This window comes from Promicromonospora sp. NPDC060271, from assembly GCF_042726755.1.
Classification (GTDB): domain Bacteria; phylum Actinomycetota; class Actinomycetes; order Actinomycetales; family Cellulomonadaceae; genus Promicromonospora.
The window spans coordinates 1-19,694 of the sequence record NZ_JBHXBG010000108.1 but is presented as its reverse complement, the minus strand read 5'-3'; the positions used below and the strand labels follow the sequence as shown (position 1 = coordinate 19,694).

Here is a 19,694-nt window from a genome sequence, read left to right as displayed (position 1 = left end):
CTGGGACGGGACGAGCTCGCGCGCCCTCCTGGCCGACCCGGACACCCCGGTCGCGCCTGGAGCCTGGGGCCGTCAGGCCGGTCCGTTGCACTCGTCGTCGTTCGAGATCAGTTGCGTGCATCCGACTGGTCTCGCGGCGCACAACTCATGAGGCGAACTTCAGACGCGGGACACTAGCGCTTGCTCAGAGCATGGTGGCGCTTCTGCTTCTCGAAGCGCTTCGATGTTTCGACATCGGTTTCTGCCATCGCTGTCACCTGCGATGCGGATCTTCGTCCATCAAACAGGGCTTGCGCAGCCTCCGATCGAAGCCCTACTTTGTTGAAGCGCTTCGAGGGAATGGTCCCGTCGAAGCGGATGCTGGGCCCGAACCACGTGGCGAGCGATCGCCGCTGATCACTCAGACCGCTCGACGGGGAGCCAACTGCCCTCGTCGAGCCACCCATGCGCGAAGAAGGGCATACCGTGAAGAGACCCCCGTGGAAGAAGTTCGTCGCCCTGACGGCCGGGCTGGCGCTGTCGGCCGGCCTCGCCGCCCCTGCCGGCGCGCAGACGGCGCCCGTGCGGAGCCAGTCCGACGCGCCGGCGTCGGCCGCGGAGATCGTCGCCGCGATGCAGCCGGGCTGGAACCTCGGCAACTCCCTCGACGCCCAGTGCTGCGGCGAGGGCGCCGACGAGACCGCGTGGGGCAACCCGCGCATCGACGAGACCCTCTTCGACGACATCAAGGCCGAGGGCTTCAACTCGGTCCGCATCCCCGTGAGCTGGGGCAACCACACCGGTCCCGCGCCCGACTACACGGTCGAGCCCGAGACCATGGCGCGTGTCAAGGAGGTCGTGGACTTCGCCCTGGACGCGGACCTCTACGTCATGATCAACACGCACCACGACTCGTGGAACTGGCTCACCCACATGCCCACCAAGCATGACGAGGTGATGGCCCAGTACGACGCCACCTGGACCCAGATCGCGGACACCTTCAAGGACTTCCCGCGGGAGCTGATGTTCGAGTCGGTGAACGAGGTGAACTTCACCGGCACCTCGGGCGACGAGGAGAGCCACCGCCACATCGCGGAGCTGAACAGCTCGTTCCACGAGATCGTGCGCTCCTCGGGAGGCGAGAACGCCGATCGCCTGCTGGTCCTGCCGACGCTCCACACCGGAGCCGACCAGGTCCACATGGACGCCCTCGTCGACGAGATCGAGGCGCTCGACGACCCGATGCTGGCCGCCACGACCCACAACTACGGGTTCTGGCCGTTCAGCGTGAACGTCGCCGGATACACCACCTACAACGAGGAGGTGCAGGGCCTGCTGGAGGAGAGCTTCCAGAGCCAGGTCGACACCTTCGTCTCCCAGGGCATCCCGGTCATCATCGGCGAGTACGGCCTGCTCGACAACTACGACAACAAGGTCGAGCGCGGCGAGTACCTGAAGTTCTTCGAGCACTTCGGCCACCTGGCCCGCACCTCGGGCATCACCACCATCTGGTGGGACAACGGCACGCACTTCGACCGTTTCATGCGCGAGTGGCGCGACGAGGAGCAGTTCGGCTACATCGCCCGGGGCTGGACCGGTCGCTCCGGCACCGCCTCGACCGACCTCGTGTTCGTCGACTCGTCCGGCAAGATCACGGACCGGTCGGTCACCCTGAACCTCAACGGCCTCAAGTTCAAGAAGCTCAAGTTCGGGAACACCACGCTGCGGTCCGGTCGCGACTACACCCGGTCCGGCAGCAAGCTCACGCTCAAGGCGAGGCTGCTGAAGACCGTCCTCGGCGACCGCGAGATCGGAACCAGCGCGGAGCTGCAGGTCGTCTTCTCCGGCGGCATGCCGTGGAAGCTCCACGTGATCACCTCCGAGGACCCGGCCGTCGAGAGCGCCACCGGCACCAACGCGTCGCTGGTGATCCCGGCGACGTTCAACGGCGACCAGCTCGCCACGATGGAGTCGGTGTACGACGACGGCACCGGGGCCGGCCACCACGGCTGGACCACGTTCCCGGAGTTCTGGGACGACTTCCGGCCCGACTACGAGGCCGGGACCATCACGCTGACCAAGCGCTACCTGGACAGCCTCAAGGACGGCGAGCCCGTGTCCCTGACGTTCCACTTCCGGAGCGGCCAGACCCTGCAGTACACGGTCACCCGTAGCGGCAGCGCCGTCACCGGCACCGCCTGACCTGCGCACACCCTCGGGGGCGGCACGAACGTGCCACCCCCGAGGCGTGGAGCGGCCGACGTCGGGAGGGGTCCCGGACCACCTGGTGTCCACTCGTCGGATGATCGACCGCCCAGTGGCCCTTCCGCCCGACCGGACGCACCCGCCGTCGGGCGGCGACCGCCTCGCCGTCGTGGTCGGGAACGCCACCCTGCTCGGGATCGGGTACCTGTTCCTGCGCCGGTGGGTGCTCGCCGCGTGCGCGGTCGCCGGCACGGGCGTCGCCGTCGTCGGCATCGCGCTGACGCCCGGCGAGCCGTGGTGGCTCGTCGTCCTCGGGCTGTGGTGGGTGGCCATGGTCGTGCACGCCTGGATCCTGGCCGACGCCGCCGCCGGCCCGCCGGCCGGACCGGTGCCGTGGCAGCCAGTCGCGCCGGCCGGACCGGTGCTGTGGCAGCGCATCGCCGCCGCCTCGGTCGTCGTCATCCTCCTGTCCACCGTGCTCGTGCTGCGCGCCGACGCCCAGGGGCTGGTGCGGGACGCCGGCCGGTCGCACGCGGCGGGTGACTGCACGACGGCGTCAGCGACGCTCGACCGGTTGCACCCCGGACACACCGTCGTCGCGGAGACGGCGGTGCTGGACGGCCGGGCAGCCCTCGAGGCCTGCGGCGTCCTGCTGGACGCACTCGGCCAGCGGGACCCCGCCGCGGCCGCGGAACGACTCCAGGTCTACCTCGACCATCCCGCCGCGGCGTGGGAAGGCGCCGGGCCCGAGCGCGCCGAACGGCTGCTCGCGGCGGGGAACCTGAAGAGCGGCTTCGGACAGCTGCGGACCACGCTGTCGGACGTGCCGGGCCAGTCGGCTGCGGTGCGGCAGGTCGTGGAGACGTTCCTGGCAGAACTCGGCGACCGGAAGTCGCCCTGCGAGGCGCTGCGGACCGACGAGTGGGTCCACGACCGCACGGGAGATCCGCCCGAGCTGGCCGAACCGATCGCGGCGGACGCCGACCAGGTTCCCGAACGTGTCCTCGCCTGCGCACGCGAGCAGGCGCAGGCCGACCGGCTCACCGAGGCCAGCGCGACCTACGAGCAGTTCCTGGACCGGTTCGGCGACCACAAGATGGTCCGCACCGCCCGGAGCGAGCAGTACGACGTCGACACCGCGGTCCAGCGGGTGGACGCCCTCGCGGCGCTCAACGGCAACACGTACTGCAAGGACCCCGTGCCCTACCGCGGCGCACCCGCCTACGCCGGTTCCGACCCGCACAAGGCCTGGTGGTTCGGGATCCCGGAGCACCGCACGCTCCCGTCCGGCTGGGAGGCTCGCGACATCGACGAGGCCGAGCTGGTCGTCTGCCTGCACGACGTCGGCCGCGGCCGCTACCTGGAGACCTGCCGGTACACCGCCGACGACACCGTCCTGACCGCCCGCTTCCACGCCTGGAAGTTCCGGATCGCCGCGTACTCGCTGCGCACCGGCAAGGCCGTGGAGCGGTACACCCAGGAGATCGGGGACCCGTGCCCGATGTACTACTTCTTCGACGCCGGCGACAACACCCCGACCGTCACGTCGGGCGCCGACGACAAGAGCTTCTGGTCGATGTTCGACAGGTTCCAGTAACCGTCGAGTACGAACCCGACACACCGCACCCCATCGTCGGCGTGTCGCGTGCAGCGTGTAGGGGTGGTCGGTTCGGCTACGCGTCGCCGGCTGGGCGCTTGCCCTCGCCGGGGGCGTCGTCCTCGGCCGCAGGGGTCGCCCGCACCATCGCGAACACCGGGAAGAACGCCACACCGAGCGCGAGACCGACCGCGAGGTTGTCCAGCGCCAGGCCGAGCGCCAGGCCGATGCTCAGGCCGAGCGCGACGCCGGCTCCCCAGTTCCTGCCGACGGGCGGGGCGGCGTCGTTGCCGCTCTGGTCGTCCGGTCCGGTGTTTGCCATGACCCCAACGTAATCAGGTGGTGGCACACAAGTCCTCCCCCCGGAGGCTGATCTTCGGCGGCCCCTCCCTCGTTGCTCTACCCCGCCGGAACGTCACCCCGCAGCCGCTCCGCCAGCCCGGTCGCGCGCCGAGCCCGCCGGACGACGGCCGCCCGCACCGCCTCCGGCGTCCCGACCACCCGCACCCGCCGCCGTGCCCGCGTCACCGCCGTGTAGAACAGCTCGCGCGTGAGCAGCGGCGACGTCTCGTCCGGCAGCAGCACCGTCACCTCGTCGGCCTGGCTGCCCTGGCTCTTGTGCACGGTCATGGCGTGCAGCGTCTCGACGTCGCCCAGGCGCGAGACGGCGAACGTCGCGCCACCGCTGATGTGGGCGCGCAGGGTCTCGCCGTCCGCGACCACCACCCCGGTGTCGCCGTTGAACAGGCCGAGGCTGTAGTCGTTGGCGGTGACCAGCACGGGCCGCCCCGCGTACCACTGGGTGCCGACGGCGGCGCCGAGGTAGGCGCCGGAGGCCTCACCGAGCCGGCGCTCGACCAGCCGGTTCCAGTGCGCGACACCCCACGGGCCCTCGCGGTGGGCGCACAGCAGCCGGTGCCGCTCGGCCGCGGCCAGCGCCCCGGCGGCGTCGCCCGCCAGAGCCAGGCCGCGGACGGCGAGGGCGTGCCGTGTCAGCTCGTCCTGGAGGGCGGTGAGCCGGGTCGCGTCGTCGGGATGGACGAGTTCCACGGCACCATCGCCCGCCGTCAGCTCCGCGATCACCGCCTCCGGGTCGCCGTCCTGGATCGCGGCGGCCAGCCGGGTGATCGCTTTACTCTCTGAGCGGTGGTCCTTGATGAGGGCCGACACGGCGCCGTCGCCGCGCTCGCCCAGCCCGGCGACGAGGTCGGCGAGCACCGCACCGGCCTCGACGGAGGCGAGCTGGTCGGGGTCGCCCACGAGCACGAGCCGCGCGTCGGGACGCACCGCCTCCAGCAGCCGGGCCATGAGCGTGAGCGAGACCATGGAGGTCTCGTCGACCACGACGACGTCGTGCGGCAAGCGGTTGGAGCGGTCGTGCCGGAACCGGGTGCTCGAACCGTGCCGCGAGCCCAGCAGCCGGTGCAGCGTGCCGGCCTGGAGCCCGGCGAGGCGGCGCCGGTCGTCGTCGGTGAACTCCGGTCGCCCGGCCTGCGGGGAAGCGCCGAGCGAGTCGGCCACCGCCTCCTGCAGCCGCGCGGCCGCCTTGCCGGTGGGTGCGGCGAGCGCGATCCGCAGGCGCCTTCCGCCGGCGTGCTCGGCCTGCTCCGCCAGCAGGGCGAGCAGGCCGGCCACCGTCGTCGTCTTGCCGCGGCCGGGGCCACCCGTGAGCACCGTGGTCAGGCGGCGTGCGGTCGACAGCGCCGCCGCGCGCTGCTCGGCGTACGCATCGCCGGGGAACAGCCGCGCGGCGCCGGCCTCGAGGAGGGCGTCATCGACCGGAGGGGCGGGCGCCGCCAGCCGGGCGACGACGTCGTCGCGCACCTGCCGCTCCTCGCGCCAGTACCGGTCGAGGTAGAGCAGGCCGAGGTCGGCCCGCACCACCGACCGCTCGGCGAGCGGGCTGGCCGCTACCCGGTCGAGCCAGCCGTCGGCGGCCGGCCACGGCAGGGGCGCTTCGTCAGGGCCAGTCGCGCCCGGGGCCGCGCCGTCGTCGAACCCGCCCAGGTCCACGCACACCGAACCCTGCCGCACGGCCCGCACCGCGAGCGCGACGGCGAGCCGCACGGTCTCGTCGTCCTCACCCACGACATCGGCCGTGCGGCGCGCGACGTGCACGTCGGCGGCGGTGAGCACGCCGGCGTCGTTGAAGGTGCGCAGCAGCCCGGTCGCACCGAGCGCCCGGCGGGCGTCGTGGGGGTCGTCGCTGGTCCAGCGCTCGATCGCCGTCGTCATGCGGCCTTCTCCCCCGCGGCGCCGGCGAGCAGGTCGGAGAGCGCGACCAGCAGCGCCGGCGGCGGCTCCCAGGAGAACACGCCGGCCGGGCTGCCGTTCGCGGCGGAGGCGCCGCCCGAGTCGGGGGTGTCCGGCCCCGCCATACCGCGCACGAAGAGGTAGAGCACCCCGCCGAGATGGGTGCCGGGGTCGTAGCCGGGCAGCCGCCAGCGCAGGTAGCGGTGCAGCACCGCACCGTACAGCAGGGCCTGCAGCGGGTAGTGCGAGTGCAGCATGGCCTCGGCCATCCGGTCCCGCGAGTAGTCGGCGACGGCGGGCCCCAGGAAGTTGGTCTTGTAGTCGACGACGACGAACCGCCCGGACGGCAGCCGGAGCACCACGTCGATCGAGCCGGTGAGGTAGCCGCGCAGCGGCTGGTCCCTCAGGGCGGGCTGCTCGAGCCGGTCGGCGTAGGCGGCGAGCGGGTCGTCGGCGGGCAGGTGGGCGCGCAGCAGCGGGGCGAGATCCCGCAGCCGCGCCTCGGCCCGGCCGGGGCCGCCGAGGTCGCCGCCGTTCAGGGGCAGCTCGAAGGTCAGCTCGCGGAGCCGGTCCGGCCGGCCGATCTCGCCCAGCGTCAGGCCGCCGGCCAGCGGGCCGAGCGGGGTGCGGTGCAGCGGCAGGAGCCCTTCGGCGAGCGCCGCGGGGTCCGCCTGGACGGGCCACCAGCGCAGTTGCTCCGTGACGTGCTCCTGCAGCTCGGCGCGCAGGTCGGGCGCGAACGGGTCGGCGTCCTCCAGCACCGCGTGCACCAGGGACCCGAAGGCGGCACCCGTGGGCAGGTCCGCCATGGGCGACGTCTCGGCGGCGTCCGGCACCGCCTGCTCCTCGGCGTCGGGGACGTCGGCCTCGGGCGCTGCCGGCTCGTCGTCCTTGCCGGCGGCCTCGGGTTCGCTGCCCACTCGCGCGCCCGCCCCCGCGCCGTCGTCGTCCGCCGCGATGAGGCCGCTGTAGGAGGTGCGCCGCCACGCGGTGTCGACGGCGCGGTCGAAGGCGCGCGCCTCGAAGGGCGTGTGCCGGTCGGCCGGTGCGGGTGCCGATGCCTCGGCGGGCACCGCGAGCTCGGCCGCGGGGCCGCCCAGCTCCTCCAGCAAGCCCAGCACGCGCGTGGCGTAGTCGTCGTCCTTGATCGGCTGCGTGCCCGGGACCTCCCGCGTGCCGGGGGTGCGGCCGAACAGGAGGCGGTGCAGCCCGCTCGTCGGCGTGCTCGACGTCGGGGCCCACCACGCCACGACCTGCGACTGCGCGCGGGTCAGGGCCACGTAGAGCTTGCGGAGCTCCTCGCCGTCCTCCTCCGCGCGGTGCGCGGTGCAGTGGGCGTCCCACTGCGCGCCCGAGCCGGAGACGTCGATCGTCCGCGCGCCGCGGTCGTCATGGTAGAGCGCGATCTCGACGGGGCGCGCGTAGTTGTCGTAGCCGAACGGCAGGTACACCACCGGGTACTGCAGACCCTTGCTGCCGTGCACCGTGACGATCTGCACGGCAGCGGCATCCGAGTCCAGCCGGCGCGGCCGCTCGGCGGTGCCCGTACGGCGCCGCTCGTCGCGGAACCAGGCCAGCAGGGCGGTCAGGCCGAGCGACTCGGTCACGCTCACCTCGTGCAGGAGCTGCCCCAGGTGGCGGACGTCGGTCAGCAGGCGCTCGCCCTCGGCCTGAGCCAGCACCCGCCCGCTGAGCCCGCGTTCCTCGGCGGCCTCCAGCAGGGCGGCCACGCCCCGGTGGCGCAGCAGGATCGCCCAGCCGCGCAGGGTGTCGGCGTCGCGGGCGGTCGTATCCTCGCCGCCCGCGTCGAGGTCGGCGGCGGTGCGGCCGAGGAACGGCGTGAGGGCCGCGGCGCGCACCAGGCCCGAACGGTGCGGGGACTCCAGCGCCTCCAGGAGCGTCAGCCACTCGTCGGCGGCGGGCGTCTCGAACACGTCACCGCCGGGCATCACGGCCGCGACGCCGCGCTCGGCGAGCGCGTCCTGCACGAGCCGCCCGTGCACCCGCGCCGACACGAGGACGGCGACGTCGCCGGGCACCAGCGGGCGCCCGTCCCAGGTCGCGCCCGAGGCGAGCAGTCCCGCGACGTCGGCGGCGAGGTCCGTCGCGACGTGCTGCCGTGCGGCGCCCACCTGGATCGCGCTGCCCTTGACCTTGGGCAGCCCCTCGCGCAGCACCTGCCGCAGCCGGAACGGCGCCGGGTGCGGCGCGCCGGCCAGCCGGCCGCTCCCGCCCTCGGCTCTGACCGGGTGCACCACGATCTCCTCGTGGCCGAGCGCCGCGTTGCCCAGCAGTACTCCCAGGGTCTCGACCAGTGGCGCGTCCGAGCGCCAGTTGCTGCCCAGGGTCGCGCGTGTGGCGGCGTGCCGCGCGGCGTCGAGGTACGCGACGACGTCGCCGCCGCGGAAGGCGTAGATGGCCTGCTTGGGGTCGCCGACCAGCACCATCGCCTGCGTCTGCCGGCCCGGCTCCCCCGCGCCGAAGGCCCGCTCCAGCACCTGCCACTGCACCGGGTCGGTGTCCTGGAACTCGTCGACCAGCACGACCTTCCAGCGGTCGCGCATCCGCGCGCCGACGGCGGCCCCGCCGTCGGCGGTCGCCGGGTCGAGGGCGTCGGCCAGCCGCCCGAGCAGGTCGTCGTACGACAGGATGCCGAGCCGCCGCTTGCGCCGCTCCATCTCGGCGCGCACCTCACGGGCGAAGGAGACGCGTGCCGAGCCGACGGCGTCGTCCGGGTCGGCGTCGGCGAGCGCGGCGCGAGGGTCCTCGACGGCGGCGGTGGCGACCTTGAGGGCGCAGGCCCGGTCGAACGGGGGCGGCTCGGGGGCGTTGCCGTACCGGCGCAGGTAGAGGTCGTCAACCACCTCGACGGTGAGCTCGGTCAGGGACTCGACGAGCTCGGCGCCCGGCTCGGTGTCCCCCGCGACGCCGAGCGAGCGCAGCACGAGCTGGCAGAACTGGTGGATCGTCGCGATGGTGGCGTGGTCGAACGCGGCCAGCGCGTCGGCCAGCCGCCGGTGCCGGGCGACCCGCTCGGCGTCGTCGACGTCGAGCAGCGCCGCCAGGACCTCGTCGACCGGTCCGGTGTCGCGGCCCGCGAGGGCGGCGGCGAACGTGCGCTCGGCCCGCAGCAGGGCGCCGCGCACGCGGTCGCGCAGCTCCTGGGTCGCGGCACGGCCGAAGGTCACCACGAGCATCTGGTCGAGCGGCACGACGCCCTCGGCGACGTACCGGGTCACGAGCGCGCCGATCGCGAAGGTCTTGCCGGTGCCCGCGCTCGCCTCCAGCAGGGCCGTGCCGCGCGGCAGCGGCCCGGTCAGGTCGAAGACGTCCATCAGTCGCTGAACCTCTCGTTCTCCAGCAGCGGGCTCCAGACCCGCATTGCCAGCGCACCGAAGCGGGTCGTCTCCCCCGGGTGCTCCTCACCGGGCCGTGGCTCCTCGCCGGTCCCGGGCAGCGGGGCCCCCGGTCCGTGGACACGCACGTGCTCGGGTTCCGCGCACTCGCCGTCGAGGCGGCCGCCGGGCCCCTTCTGGCCGGTCCACGTCTGCCCCGCCCGGTACCGCGCGTCGGCCGGGTCGGCACTGCTCCTGCGCGCCTCGGCGTAGACCACCGACGCCTTGACCGGCAGCGGCAGCGGCTCGGTGAGGCCGCGGTCGCGCAGCGCGACGAGGCCCCGCAGCAGCTCGACGGCCGTGTGGTCCAGCGGCCCGAGCCGGGAGCCCTGCCACGTCCTGCGTGAGCGCGGGTTGGCCGGCCGGCCGAGCGTGTACCCCACCCAGGGCCGGTCGTCGTCCGACGCCGCGAGCGCCAGCAGCCGGATCCAGGTCTGCAGGCGCTGCCTGCCGCCGAGCCGCGCGTAGGACACCGCGACGAGGCGGTCGCCGTGCAGGCCCGGCACGGAGCCGCGCAGGCTGCGCCCGTCACCCAGGTCGACGTCCACGTCCACGACGCGCGCGGGGCTCGCGCGCAGGCCCCCGGCGGCGTCGGCGAGCGGGCCCACCTCCTCGGCGACACCGACCAGCGGGCGCCAGCCCAGGCGTCCGGGCGGGAGTTGCCCGCGCCGCCACTCCTTCTGCACGGCGTCGTCGAGCGTCGTGCCGGACAGCACGTCCCGCAGGACCCGCTCCCCGACGGCCCAGCGGCCGAGCCCGTCGAGCTCGACGGGCAGCCCGTCGTCGAGCGGCTCCTCCTGGAAGGGCCGGCCGACGTCGAGGCGCTGGACGAGGAACCCGCGCGCCGGGGAGCGGTAGAAGGCGAGCAGGTCGTCGAGGGCGACGATGCCGTCGTCCGCCCCTGCCGGCGCCGCCGGTGCGAGCGGCGCGGCCAGGAACGGGCCTGCCGGGGTGCGGGGGCCGGTCGCGGCGCGGGCGCCGGCCAGGGCCGCACGGTCGAACGTGAAGGCGGTGCCGGGCACGAGCGCTCCTGGCTCGACGTTGCGCCGGTCGAACGGCTGCAGCGGGTGACGCACGGTCACCGCCTGGGACACCGGGCGGTCGTCGGGTGTCCGCGCCGTCTCGTCGAGGGCGTCCAGCAGCTCACCCAGCGGTACGGCGGGCGGGCGGACCTGGCCCGAGTACTCGTCGGCACCGCTGTAGGTCACCACGAGGGCCTCGGTGGCGGCGAGGATCGCGTCGAGGAAGAGCTGCCGGTCCTCGCTGCGTGGGTCGCGCTCGCCCGTCCTCGGCTCGCGCGCCAGCACGTCGTCGCCGTCGGTGATGCCGACCCGCGGGAACACGCCGTCGTCGAGCCCGAGCAGGGCGATGACGCGGTGCGGTACCGACCGCATCGGCACGAGCGTGGCCACGGTCAGCGTGCCGGTGCGGAAGTTCGCGCGGGTCGGGCGGCCGGCCACGCAGTCGGCGAGCAGCGCGCGCACGTCCGGCAGCCGCAGGGGCACGGCCGGGTCGGGCGCGTCGGTGCGCACCCGGGCGAGCTCGCGCCGCACCTGCGCGAGCTGCCACGCGTCCGCGGTCGGCACGGTGGTGAGCGCCGCGACGCCGTCCTCCAGCGCGGTCAGCCAGTGCTCGAGCGGGTGCCCGCCGACGAGCGCGTCGGTGACGTCCCGCAGCCGCTCGACGAGCTCGGTCAGGCGGCCGACGAGCTCGACCTGCCCGCTGCCGACGTCGTCCAGCGGCAGGGTGCGCTCGAGCCAGGTGCCGGTGTCGTCCGACATCGCGACCCCCGCGAGCAGCCGGTCCACGCCCTCCTGCCAGGTGCCGGACGCGTAGTCGGCCAGGCCGAAGCCGGCGCGGTGCGCCGCGTCGAAGCCCCACCGCACGCCGGTCTCCCGTGCCCAGTGGGCGAGCTGTTCCAGGTCGTCGTCCCGGAACCCGAACCGACGGCGCACGGGCTCGGCGTGCGCCAGGTCCAGGACGTCGCCCACGCCTGCCCGGTCGCCGGCGAGCTCCAGAAGCCGCATCACGACGGCGAGCAGCGGGTTGGTCCGGTCCAGCGCCCGGTCGGCGAGCCGCACGCGCAGGCCGTGCGCGGGGTGGCCGTCCGGCCCGACGACGTCGGCCAGCCCGAAGGCGGCGGTGACCAGGGGCGCGTAGGTCTCGATGTCGGGGCACATGACGAGCACGTCGCGCGGCTCGAGCGTCGGGTCGTCGGCGAGCAGGCCGAGCAGCACGTCGCGCAGCACCTCGACCTGCCGGGCCGGGCCGTGGCAGGCATGCACCTGGACCGAGCGGTCGGCGGGGTCGAGCAGGCGGGAGGCCGCGTCGCCGACGGCATCGGCGCGCAGGTCGTGCTGGAGCATCCCCAGGAGGGTGGACGGCGGCTGCGTGTCGCCGGCGATGTCTCCGCGGTCGTCCGCCGCGGCGACCGGCTCGTCGCGCAGCTCGATCGCGGACAGCGTGCGCTGCAGCTCGCGTGTGTCGCGGCCGAGCGTGGCCAGGAGCCGGTGCCCGACACGCTCGTGCGAACGATCGAGCGCCCGGTCGACGGGCCCGCCGAGGTCCTTGAGCGCCGACCACAGCGGTGCCGAGGGGTGCGGCAGCCACAGGTGCACGTCGCGGTGCGCGCCGAGCGCGCCGACCAGCTCGACCTCGCTCGCGGCCAGTCGCGTATGCCCGAAGAGGGACAGCCGCTCGGGCAGCTCGAAGGCGCCCGGCTCGGCCTTCAGCCGCTCGACGACGGCCGCGTGCCGCGCGTGCGGCGGCTCGGCGTCGACCCGCTCGGCGAGAGCCCGCCACAGCGGCGGCTGCCACGCGAGGTCGGCGGGGACCGCGCGACCGCACCCGTCGGTGTCGCGGCCCGCCGCCCAGTCCGCGATCAGTGCCGGACGCTGGGCGGCGTAGCCCGCCAGGAGCCGCGCGAGCCGGCGGGCGACGGAGAGCCGGCGTCCGCGCCGCAGGTCCCCCTCCTCCCCCGGGATACCGTGCCCCAGATGCTGGGCGAGCAGCGCGGCCCACGGCTCGTCGAGGCTCGCGTCGATCGCCGCCAGCAGGGGCCACGTCAGGGCGTCCGGCGCCCAGGGGTCGTCGTCGCGGGTGCCCGTGACCTCGGCGAACAGCGAGCGCGGCGAGCGCAGGTCCACGCCGGCGCACACGCCGTCGTCCTGCCCAGGGACCGAGCCGAGCCGGTGGCTGAGCCGCTGCGCGAGCCACCGCTCGACACCGCGGGCGGGCACCACGACGACCTCGGTCGCGAACGGGTCGTCGAGGGGCGTGGCGAGCAGGTCCCCCAGGCCCCGCGCGAGCAGGTCCGTGCGCGGGGCACGATGAAGGACGACTGCCATGGCGCCAACGTATCGCGCAGGTCCCACGCACGCTGGCGTCAGACCTACGGGCCCGGGAGCGGCGCTCATCCTCTGGTCCCGGTACCGGCGCACCGCCCCAGGCTTCAACCGACCACAACCCCCGGAGTTACGGTCGCCTGGGGCCTGGGGCCAGTGCCGGACCTCAGGACACTAGACCCCCGGGCCCGTCGAACCGCCGTAGGTCGCGATCTTGTACTCCGTCGCGGCCAGCGAGAGCGTCAGCTCGCGGATCCGCCGCCGGATGGTGTCCCGGTGCTCCAGCAGGATGTCGAGGCGCTCGGGCTCGGTGTGCTTCCCGGCGTCGACCAGCGCCACGTAGTGCCGCAGGTCCCGCATGGGCATCCCCGAGAGCCGCATCCGCGTGAGGAACACCAGGCGCCGGATCGCGGCGGCGTCGTACACGCGGTGGCCCGAGGGGTCGCGGCCGACCTCGACCAGCCCGGCCCGCTCGTAGTAGCGCAGCGTGTGCGGCGAGACGTCGAGGTGGACGGCGGCCTCGGCGATGGTCATCGGCTCGGTCGTCGCGTCGGCGTCGGCCAGGGCATGGATCACCTCGACGGACGGCGCGCCGTTCTCCCCCAGCGCCGCCAGCGCCCGCGACATCAGCTCGTCCATGGCCATGCCAGTCACCTTAGGTCGGCCCGGTCAGAACGCACGCACGGCCGCGGGCACACCAGGGAAGTCCGCCGACTCGCTGGCTCCGGCCCACTTCTCGACGTCGTCGAGCGCGTCGGTGTAGACGCGCCTGAGGTTGCGGACCGCCTCGGCGCCGAGCGGGAGCCGCAGCGGCGCGTCGACGGCGCCGAGCACGTCGCGGATGACGGCGGCACCGCGCTCGGGGTCACCCTCCTGGATGCCGTCGGCGTCGGCCATGTTCGCGCGCACCGCCCCGGTCACCGCCTCGTAGGCCGGGTCCTGGGCGGCCGTCGCGAGCACGCCCGGCGCGTGGAAGGCCGTGCGGAACCGGCTGGGCTCCACGATCAGCACCCGGATCCCGAACGGGGCGACCTCGCCCGCGAGCGCCTCGGACCAGCCCTCCAGCGCGAACTTGCCGGCCGAGTAGCTGCCGACCGCCGGGAACGACATGCGCCCGCCCTGACTGCTCATCTGCACGATCGCGCCCGAACCACGCTCCCGCAGGTGCGGCAGGACGGCGCGCACGTAGGCCGCCGGGCCGAACAGGTGCTGGTCGAGCATGTCCCGCAGCCGGTCGTCGCTGATCTCCTCGGCCGCTCCGACCTGGCCGGCGCCGGCGTTGTTGACGAGCACGTCGACCCGCCCGAACGCGTCGAGCGCCCGCCGCACGACGGCGGCCGCGGCGGCCGTGTCGCGCACGTCGTGCGCCACGGCGAGCAGCCGGTCGCCGTACCGGGCCTGGAGGGCGTCGAACCGGCTGGTGTGCCGGGCGGTCCCGACCACCCGCTCACCGGCGCGCAGCGCGGCCTCGGCGAGAGCGAGGCCGAGGCCCGAGCTGGCGCCGGTGATGAGCCAGGTCTTCTCGCTGATCTTGTCGCGGTTCGTCTCGCTGTTCGTCATGCCGGGGACGCTAGGGGTTCGAGCGCGCTCGAACGCAAGGGCGGTCTCGCTCAGCCCAGGGCCTCGAGCACCGTCGCGACGACCGCCTCGGGCGCGTCCTCCGGGACGAGGTGCCCGGCGTACGCGACGGTGTGCAGGTCGGCGCCCGGGATGCGCCGGGCCAGTTCCCGTCCGCGGTCGAGGGGCACCCATGCGTCCTGCTCGCCCCACAGGATGGTGACGGGGCAGCGGATCTCGTCGTAGCGGTCCTGGATCTCGTCGGTGTACTCGTCCCGCATCTGGGCGATCTGGCGGTAGAACGCTGCCTGGCCCACCTCCCCCGTCCACGGCTCGGTGTAGCGGAGCATCTCCTCGTCCGACAGCGTGCGGTGCACGGCCCCGGCGACGTACGCGCGCAGGAGCGCGTCGTGGATGTAGGCCGGGAGCTCGACGAACGCCTGCTCGTGCCGGCGGGCGGTCTGCACGAACGGCGAACCGTGGGGGCTCAGCGCCACGGGGTCGATCAGGGTGAGCGTCCGGTAGTCGCGCCCGTCCAGCAGGTGGGTGCGCAGCGCCGTCGCCCCGCCGAAGTCGTGCGCGACGACGTCGGGCCGCTCCAGCCCCCAGTGCGCGAGCAGCTTGTCGAAGAGCCGGTTCTGCACGCCGAGCGAGACGTCCTGGCCGTCCTCCTTGTGCGAGCGCCCGTAGCCGAGGAGGTCGTAGTAGTACACCCGGCGCCGTCGCGCGAGGAGCGGGGCGATCCGCCGCCACACGACGGAGGAGAACGGGGTGCCGTGCAGCAGCACCAGCGGTTCACCCGTACCGATCGCGTGCCAGCGGACGGGCTGGCCCTCGTACTCGAACACCTCCGGCAGCTCCCAGAAGTCGTCACCGAGCCGGTCCATGTGTTGCTCCTCTCGCGTGGGTGTCTCGCGCACAAATTTCACCCTCGCACAGGCCGCGGGCTCGTTCAACGAAGGAGATCAGCCGGCCAGGTCGTCGTCCTCGAGCCGCCGCACGGCCAGCGCCGTCTCCACCCCGTCGTCGTGCAGCACCTGGCGCATCCGCGAGAAGTCGACGTAGGCGCCGTCGAGGGGATGCGTCGTCAGGCGGGACATCGCGGTGGCGAACTTGGCCATCGAGCTCTTGCCCGGAAGGAAGATCGACACCTCCTCGCGGGCCTCGAAGGTGTGCGCCTCGACGCCGTCGGGCAGCGCAGCGAGCGCCTTGGCGTCCGCCTCGACGGGCACGCTCACCAGCCAGGGTGGCCCGTCGGGACCCTGCCGCTGCTCCTGCGTCCCGCGCGTCCAGCCTCGCCAGGGCGTTCCGGAGACGACGGCGCCGCACGACTCGACGGTCGCGACCAGGTCGGTGACCGCGGCGCCGAGCGTGGTCTCGGCCGCCGTCCAGTCGTACCGGTCGCGCCCGGCGAGCTCGACGGCCACCAGCCGCGACACCACCGTGGCCTCGGGGACGTGCCGCAGGCGTACCTCCGGCCGCGCGCCGAGGAGCTCGCGCGCGTCGCTGATCGCCTCGTCCTGGAGCTGCCGCTGGGCCGCCACCTCGGCGGCGTGCTCCCGCAGCAGCGCGGGCGCCTCGCCGGGCTCGTCGAGCGCGCGCCGCACGAGCTTGACGCTCATCCCCGTGCCGCGCAGGGCCGTGATCAGCATCGCCTGCTCGACCTGGTCGAACGTGTACGAGCGGTAGCCGGTCTGCGGGTCGACGTCGGCCGGGACCAGCAGGCCCTCGGAGTGGTAGTAGCGCAGGGTCTGGGGCGACAGGTAGCACATCTCGCTGAAGTCGCTGATGGTGAGCATGACCCCAGGATCGAGGTTGCAGCAGGCACAAGGTCAAGCGTTCTAGGCTGGCCCCGTGGCGCTGGCGGTGTGCTTGCTGTTCGACGGACCGACCGAGCGGGTCCTGCGACGGCTGTGGCAGCGGCTCGAGTCCGACGGCGTGCCCACGCTCGGCACCCACACGCACGGGCGGCACGTGCCGCACCTGTCCCTGGCGGTGCTGCGTTCCTGGGACCTGGAGAAGGTACACGCGGCTGTCGAGGCGCTGCCCGACGCCGGTCCCCTGACGGTGCAGTTCGATGCCATAGCGGCGTTTCGCCGCGGCCGGATGAGCCTGGTCCCCGCGGCCACGACCGAGCTCGTGACACGCCAGGAGCGGGTCGTCGAGGCCCTCGGCGCGACGGCGGACGAGCTGCACAAGCACTACGTCCCGGGAACCTGGACCCCGCACGTCACCGTCGCGACGCGTGTGCGCCTGGAGCAGACGCCGCTGGTGCTCGAAGCCACCTACGAGATCCTGCCTCTGACGGGAATGCTGACCGGCGCCGCGCTCGTCGACGCAGGGACGGGCACCGTGCACCCGCTGACCGTCGTCCCGTGACGCCGTGACGCCGGCGGGACGCCGAGGCCGTCACGGCACCCGGAACGTCACCGTCCGCACCGGGTTGTCGAACTCCGTGGTGCGCAGCGACACCCGCACCTCCCACTCGCCCCCGGTCGGCAGCACCACGTCGCCGGCGTAGACGCCCGGGCCGAGGGAGGCGACCTCGACCTCGCCGAGATCCACGTCGCCGGACCTCAGGCTGAGCCGGGGCGCCTCGTAGCCCTCCGCGGGCTCCCCGAGCGCGTCGGTCATCGTGATGGTGAGGGTCGCCGGTCCGACGGCCGGCGGGTCCAGGGCGACCCGCGCCGAGATCTGGCCCAGCACCACCTGCTCCCCGGCGCTCGCGCCCGACTCCTCGACGGCAGCGGCGGCCGTCTCGGTCTCGGGGCTTCGGTCCACCAGGAAGCCGGTGACCAGCAGGACCACCACCAGCACCCCCGCCTCCGCGAGCGCCGTCCGGCCCAGCGGCGTGGCGGAGAAACCCCGGTCGCGACGGCGAGGTTCCGCGCGGCTGCCCGCTGCCGGACGGCGGGGAGGAGCCGGACGGCGGCGAGGTTCCGCCCGGAGCCGCGGCAGCAGCGCGAATCTGTTCCACGCGGCGACGGCGACCGCGACCAGCGCGGCGAGGACCTTCACGAGGAGAAGGGCTCCGTAACCGGAGCCGAGGAGCGCGTCCCAGGACCCGGCGATCCGCCAGGCGAGGAAGGTCCCGGCGACCACGAGCACCACGAGCAGCCCGGCGGCCCAGGCCGAGAACCTGCCGAGCACGACGGCGCCGGAGCCGCCGCGCGCGAGGTCCCCGAGCACGAGGGCAATCGCCACGAGGCCACCGAGCCACAGGGTTCCGGCGGCCAGGTGCAGCACGTCCACGCCGATCACCAGGGCCTCGGGCGAAGCGGCCCGCGTGTGCCCGGTGAACGCGGGCGCGGTGACCGCGAGGATGCTGCCGGCCAGCACGAGGGCGGCCCTGGTCCGGCCGGGGGCGGCGGACGCCGGGAGCGCCCCGACGGCCAGCGCGAGCCCCGCGACCACCACCGCGGGGACGACGTACTCGGCCGGCGCGAGCGCCGACCAGGTGGAGCCCTCGGTGATCGCGGAGACCGGCACACCGAGCTGGTACAGCGCGACCAGCGGCACGGCCAGCCCCCAGCCGAGCGCCGCGACGCCGGCCGCCACCCGGGCGACCGGACGGAGCCGGGAGCGCGAACGGTCGGCGCCGCCGTCGCGCGGCAGGAACAGCACCGTGAAGGCCGCAACCCCGGCGGCCACGAGGAGGCCCACGTAGCCGAGCCCACGGACCAGGCCGAGCACGAAGGGCGCCTCGGTTCCGGTGTCCGCGTCGGCCGAGGGCACGTCCACCACGTCGCTGGGGGCACCGACGGAGAAGCTCAGCGAGCCGCCAATCGGGTGCCCGTCCTCCGACACGAGGCGCCAGACGACGACCAGCGTGCCGTCGCCGACCTCCTCGTCGAGGTCCACGAAGAGCTCCGACCCGCGCACCGACGCGGTCGAGGCGACCTCCTTCCCGGTCGCGTCGAACACCTTGATCCCCGTCGGGACGCCGAGCACGGACTCGTTGAAGCCGAACGTGATGCGCTCGGGGGCGGTCTCCAGCACCGCGCCGTGCGCCGGGTCGGTGCGCACCAGGGTGGCGTGGGCGAACGCGCTGACCGCCGGGCCGAGCACGAGCGCGCAGACGACGGCGAGCAGGAGCAGCCAGCCGCCGGTGCGCCGGCCCTGTCCCACGCTCGGCGACATCATGGGCGTCGCCGACGGCGCAGGACCGCCGCGCCCGCCAGGACGCCCGCGGCGAGGACGCCGGCCGCACCGTAGGCGACCAGCGGGCTCCGCGCCTCGGCGTCGGCGTCCGCCACCTCAGGGGCTGCGGCCGGCTCGGGCGCGGCGGCCGGCTCGGTCACGGCGGTCGCGGGACCCGTGCCGGGCGATTCCGCGCCCGCCGTCTCCGTCGGCGCCTCGGTGCCGGCGCGCTCGTCGGCATCGGCGGACTCGCTCCCCGCCCCCGGCTCGCCAGGCGTCACGACGAGGACGGGCGCCGGCCGCTCAAGGGAGTCGTGCCCCTCACCGTGCTCGGCGACCTCGGTCCAGGCCGCCTCGCCCTGCTCGCACCGCTGGATGACGGGGAAGACGAGCGTCGCGCCGTCGTCGTCGGGCAGGCGCACCGAGAACTCGACCGCTGCGTGCTCGGCGTCCGGGAGCGGGACGTCCGTCGTCCAGGTCAGGGCGTCCGCTGCCTGCTCGACCGCCCAGCGGTCGGTACCCGTCGCGGTCACGTCCGAGACCCCCTCGGGCATCCGGATCGAGATCGCGGTCGTCGCCGACTCCGCGCACCCGTGCGGGATCTCGACCCGGAGGTCGGCCGTCGCGCCCGCCGCGGTGGTGGACGGGGTGATGGTTACGTGCGCCACCGCCGACGTCGCCCCGAGGGCTACGAGGCCCGCGGCGGCGAGCCCGGACAGGGTCGCGCGACGGAGGGCGGTCCTGCGATTCATGGGAGCTCCTGGGTGGAGATGGTCCGCACACCAAACCAGCGGGCCGAACCGCTGTCAAGAGTGTGAACTCGATGGGTGAAAACGTAGACGATGCCGTTCCGGCACACGTACGGTGGTTCATGTCACCGAACCAAGGTCGCCTCCGTGAACGCGCTGTCGTGTGCGGAGCGGCCGCCACCGGAGGGAAGAAATGCCCAACATCACCGTCGAGCTGCTGGCCGGCCGCACCCTCGAACAGCGTCGCGACTTCGCCAAGGCCGTGGCCGACAGCGCCGTCGAGATCCTGGGCGCCCGCCGCCAGGACGTCCGCATGGTCTTCAGCGAGATCACCCCCGACATCGTCGCCAACGGCGGCGTGCTCGCCAGCGAGGACGAGAGCCGCGCCGCCGTGGTCGCCGCCCTCGCCGACGACTGACGTACGGCTCTCCTTCGAGGAGGACAGCGTGGGCCCGGAGGATCCGTCCTCCGGGCC

Annotated in this window: 14 protein-coding genes; 4 read left to right on the top strand and 10 right to left on the bottom strand. The window is 74.3% G+C overall.

Annotation, left to right across the window (positions count from 1 at the left end; genetic code table 11):
• Positions 1 to 465: 465 nt before the first annotated feature.
• Positions 466 to 2,181: a cellulase family glycosylhydrolase gene (locus tag ACFWE2_RS16770; RefSeq protein ID WP_377225356.1), complete on the top strand. Its 1,716-nt coding sequence runs from the start codon at positions 466 to 468 to the stop codon at positions 2,179 to 2,181.
• A gap of 100 nt (positions 2,182 to 2,281) precedes the next feature.
• Positions 2,282 to 3,781, top strand: coding sequence for a hypothetical protein (locus ACFWE2_RS16765; protein ID WP_377225355.1), 1,500 nt, complete (start codon positions 2,282 to 2,284; stop codon positions 3,779 to 3,781).
• Between the two features lie 76 nt (positions 3,782 to 3,857).
• On the opposite strand, the gene ACFWE2_RS16760 is transcribed toward ACFWE2_RS16765, so the two are convergent.
• The 8 genes from ACFWE2_RS16760 to ACFWE2_RS16725 all read right to left on the bottom strand — a co-directional run bounded on the left by ACFWE2_RS16760 (position 3,858) and on the right by ACFWE2_RS16725 (position 16,129).
• Positions 3,858 to 4,103 (bottom strand): hypothetical protein, encoded by a 246-nt coding sequence (locus tag ACFWE2_RS16760; RefSeq protein WP_377225354.1) that lies wholly within the window; start codon positions 4,101 to 4,103, stop codon positions 3,858 to 3,860.
• A 77-nt stretch (positions 4,104 to 4,180) separates the two neighbouring features.
• Entirely contained in the window at positions 4,181 to 6,016 is a 1,836-nt protein-coding gene (gene recD, locus ACFWE2_RS16755; RefSeq protein ID WP_377225353.1) for an exodeoxyribonuclease V subunit alpha, read from the bottom strand.
• On the bottom strand, positions 6,013 to 9,369 hold the full coding sequence (locus ACFWE2_RS16750) for a UvrD-helicase domain-containing protein (RefSeq protein ID WP_377225352.1): 3,357 nt from the start codon (positions 9,367 to 9,369) through the stop codon (positions 6,013 to 6,015). Before ACFWE2_RS16750 ends, recD begins: the two co-directional genes overlap by 4 nt.
• Complete coding sequence (gene recC, locus ACFWE2_RS16745) at positions 9,369 to 12,776, bottom strand: exodeoxyribonuclease V subunit gamma (RefSeq protein WP_377225351.1); 3,408 nt, start codon at positions 12,774 to 12,776, stop codon at positions 9,369 to 9,371. The genes ACFWE2_RS16750 and recC overlap by 1 nt, the downstream gene beginning before the upstream one ends.
• A gap of 171 nt (positions 12,777 to 12,947) precedes the next feature.
• Positions 12,948 to 13,418: a MerR family transcriptional regulator gene (locus tag ACFWE2_RS16740; protein ID WP_377225350.1), complete on the bottom strand. Its 471-nt coding sequence runs from the start codon at positions 13,416 to 13,418 to the stop codon at positions 12,948 to 12,950.
• Between the two features lie 24 nt (positions 13,419 to 13,442).
• Positions 13,443 to 14,333: an SDR family NAD(P)-dependent oxidoreductase gene (locus ACFWE2_RS16735; protein ID WP_377225349.1), complete on the bottom strand. Its 891-nt coding sequence runs from the start codon at positions 14,331 to 14,333 to the stop codon at positions 13,443 to 13,445.
• Between the two features lie 50 nt (positions 14,334 to 14,383).
• Positions 14,384 to 15,217 carry an alpha/beta fold hydrolase gene (locus ACFWE2_RS16730; protein ID WP_377225348.1) on the bottom strand — a complete coding sequence of 278 codons (834 nt, stop codon included), beginning with the start codon at positions 15,215 to 15,217 and terminating at the stop codon, positions 14,384 to 14,386.
• A 78-nt stretch (positions 15,218 to 15,295) separates the two neighbouring features.
• Positions 15,296 to 16,129 carry a MerR family transcriptional regulator gene (locus ACFWE2_RS16725; protein WP_377225347.1) on the bottom strand — a complete coding sequence of 278 codons (834 nt, stop codon included), beginning with the start codon at positions 16,127 to 16,129 and terminating at the stop codon, positions 15,296 to 15,298.
• 55 nt (positions 16,130 to 16,184) lie between these two features.
• Between ACFWE2_RS16725 and ACFWE2_RS16720 the strand changes: the two genes are divergently transcribed.
• Positions 16,185 to 16,709, top strand: a complete 525-nt coding sequence (locus ACFWE2_RS16720; RefSeq protein WP_377225346.1) for a 2'-5' RNA ligase family protein — start codon at positions 16,185 to 16,187, stop codon at positions 16,707 to 16,709.
• A gap of 30 nt (positions 16,710 to 16,739) precedes the next feature.
• Here the strand turns inward: ACFWE2_RS16720 and ACFWE2_RS16715 are convergent, their stop codons facing one another.
• Both ACFWE2_RS16715 and ACFWE2_RS16710 read right to left on the bottom strand, forming a co-directional pair.
• The gene (locus ACFWE2_RS16715; RefSeq protein WP_377225345.1) at positions 16,740 to 18,473 is read right to left on the bottom strand and encodes a copper resistance protein CopC; all 1,734 of its coding nucleotides are present in this window, start codon (positions 18,471 to 18,473) and stop codon (positions 16,740 to 16,742) included.
• Complete coding sequence (locus ACFWE2_RS16710) at positions 18,470 to 19,222, bottom strand: DUF1775 domain-containing protein (RefSeq protein ID WP_377225344.1); 753 nt, start codon at positions 19,220 to 19,222, stop codon at positions 18,470 to 18,472. The genes ACFWE2_RS16715 and ACFWE2_RS16710 overlap by 4 nt, the downstream gene beginning before the upstream one ends.
• Before the next feature lie 190 nt (positions 19,223 to 19,412).
• Between ACFWE2_RS16710 and ACFWE2_RS16705 the strand changes: the two genes are divergently transcribed.
• A complete protein-coding gene (locus tag ACFWE2_RS16705; protein WP_377225343.1) occupies positions 19,413 to 19,637 on the top strand; it encodes a 4-oxalocrotonate tautomerase family protein in 225 nt (74 codons plus the stop codon).
• Positions 19,638 to 19,694: the final 57 nt, after the last annotated feature.

Coding starts and splice junctions, on each gene's coding strand:
- ACFWE2_RS16750 (WP_377225352.1), bottom strand. CDS start 9,369: ATGGACGTCTTCGACCTGACCGGGCCGCTGCCGCGCGGCACGGCCCTG.
- ACFWE2_RS16765 (WP_377225355.1), top strand. CDS start 2,282: ATGATCGACCGCCCAGTGGCCCTTCCGCCCGACCGGACGCACCCGCCG.
- ACFWE2_RS16735 (WP_377225349.1), bottom strand. CDS start 14,333: ATGACGAACAGCGAGACGAACCGCGACAAGATCAGCGAGAAGACCTGG.
- ACFWE2_RS16705 (WP_377225343.1), top strand. CDS start 19,413: ATGCCCAACATCACCGTCGAGCTGCTGGCCGGCCGCACCCTCGAACAG.
- ACFWE2_RS16730 (WP_377225348.1), bottom strand. CDS start 15,217: ATGGACCGGCTCGGTGACGACTTCTGGGAGCTGCCGGAGGTGTTCGAG.
- ACFWE2_RS16715 (WP_377225345.1), bottom strand. CDS start 18,473: ATGATGTCGCCGAGCGTGGGACAGGGCCGGCGCACCGGCGGCTGGCTG.
- recC (WP_377225351.1), bottom strand. CDS start 12,776: ATGGCAGTCGTCCTTCATCGTGCCCCGCGCACGGACCTGCTCGCGCGG.
- ACFWE2_RS16710 (WP_377225344.1), bottom strand. CDS start 19,222: ATGAATCGCAGGACCGCCCTCCGTCGCGCGACCCTGTCCGGGCTCGCC.
- recD (WP_377225353.1), bottom strand. CDS start 6,016: ATGACGACGGCGATCGAGCGCTGGACCAGCGACGACCCCCACGACGCC.
- ACFWE2_RS16760 (WP_377225354.1), bottom strand. CDS start 4,103: ATGGCAAACACCGGACCGGACGACCAGAGCGGCAACGACGCCGCCCCG.
- ACFWE2_RS16740 (WP_377225350.1), bottom strand. CDS start 13,418: ATGGCCATGGACGAGCTGATGTCGCGGGCGCTGGCGGCGCTGGGGGAG.
- ACFWE2_RS16725 (WP_377225347.1), bottom strand. CDS start 16,129: ATGCTCACCATCAGCGACTTCAGCGAGATGTGCTACCTGTCGCCCCAG.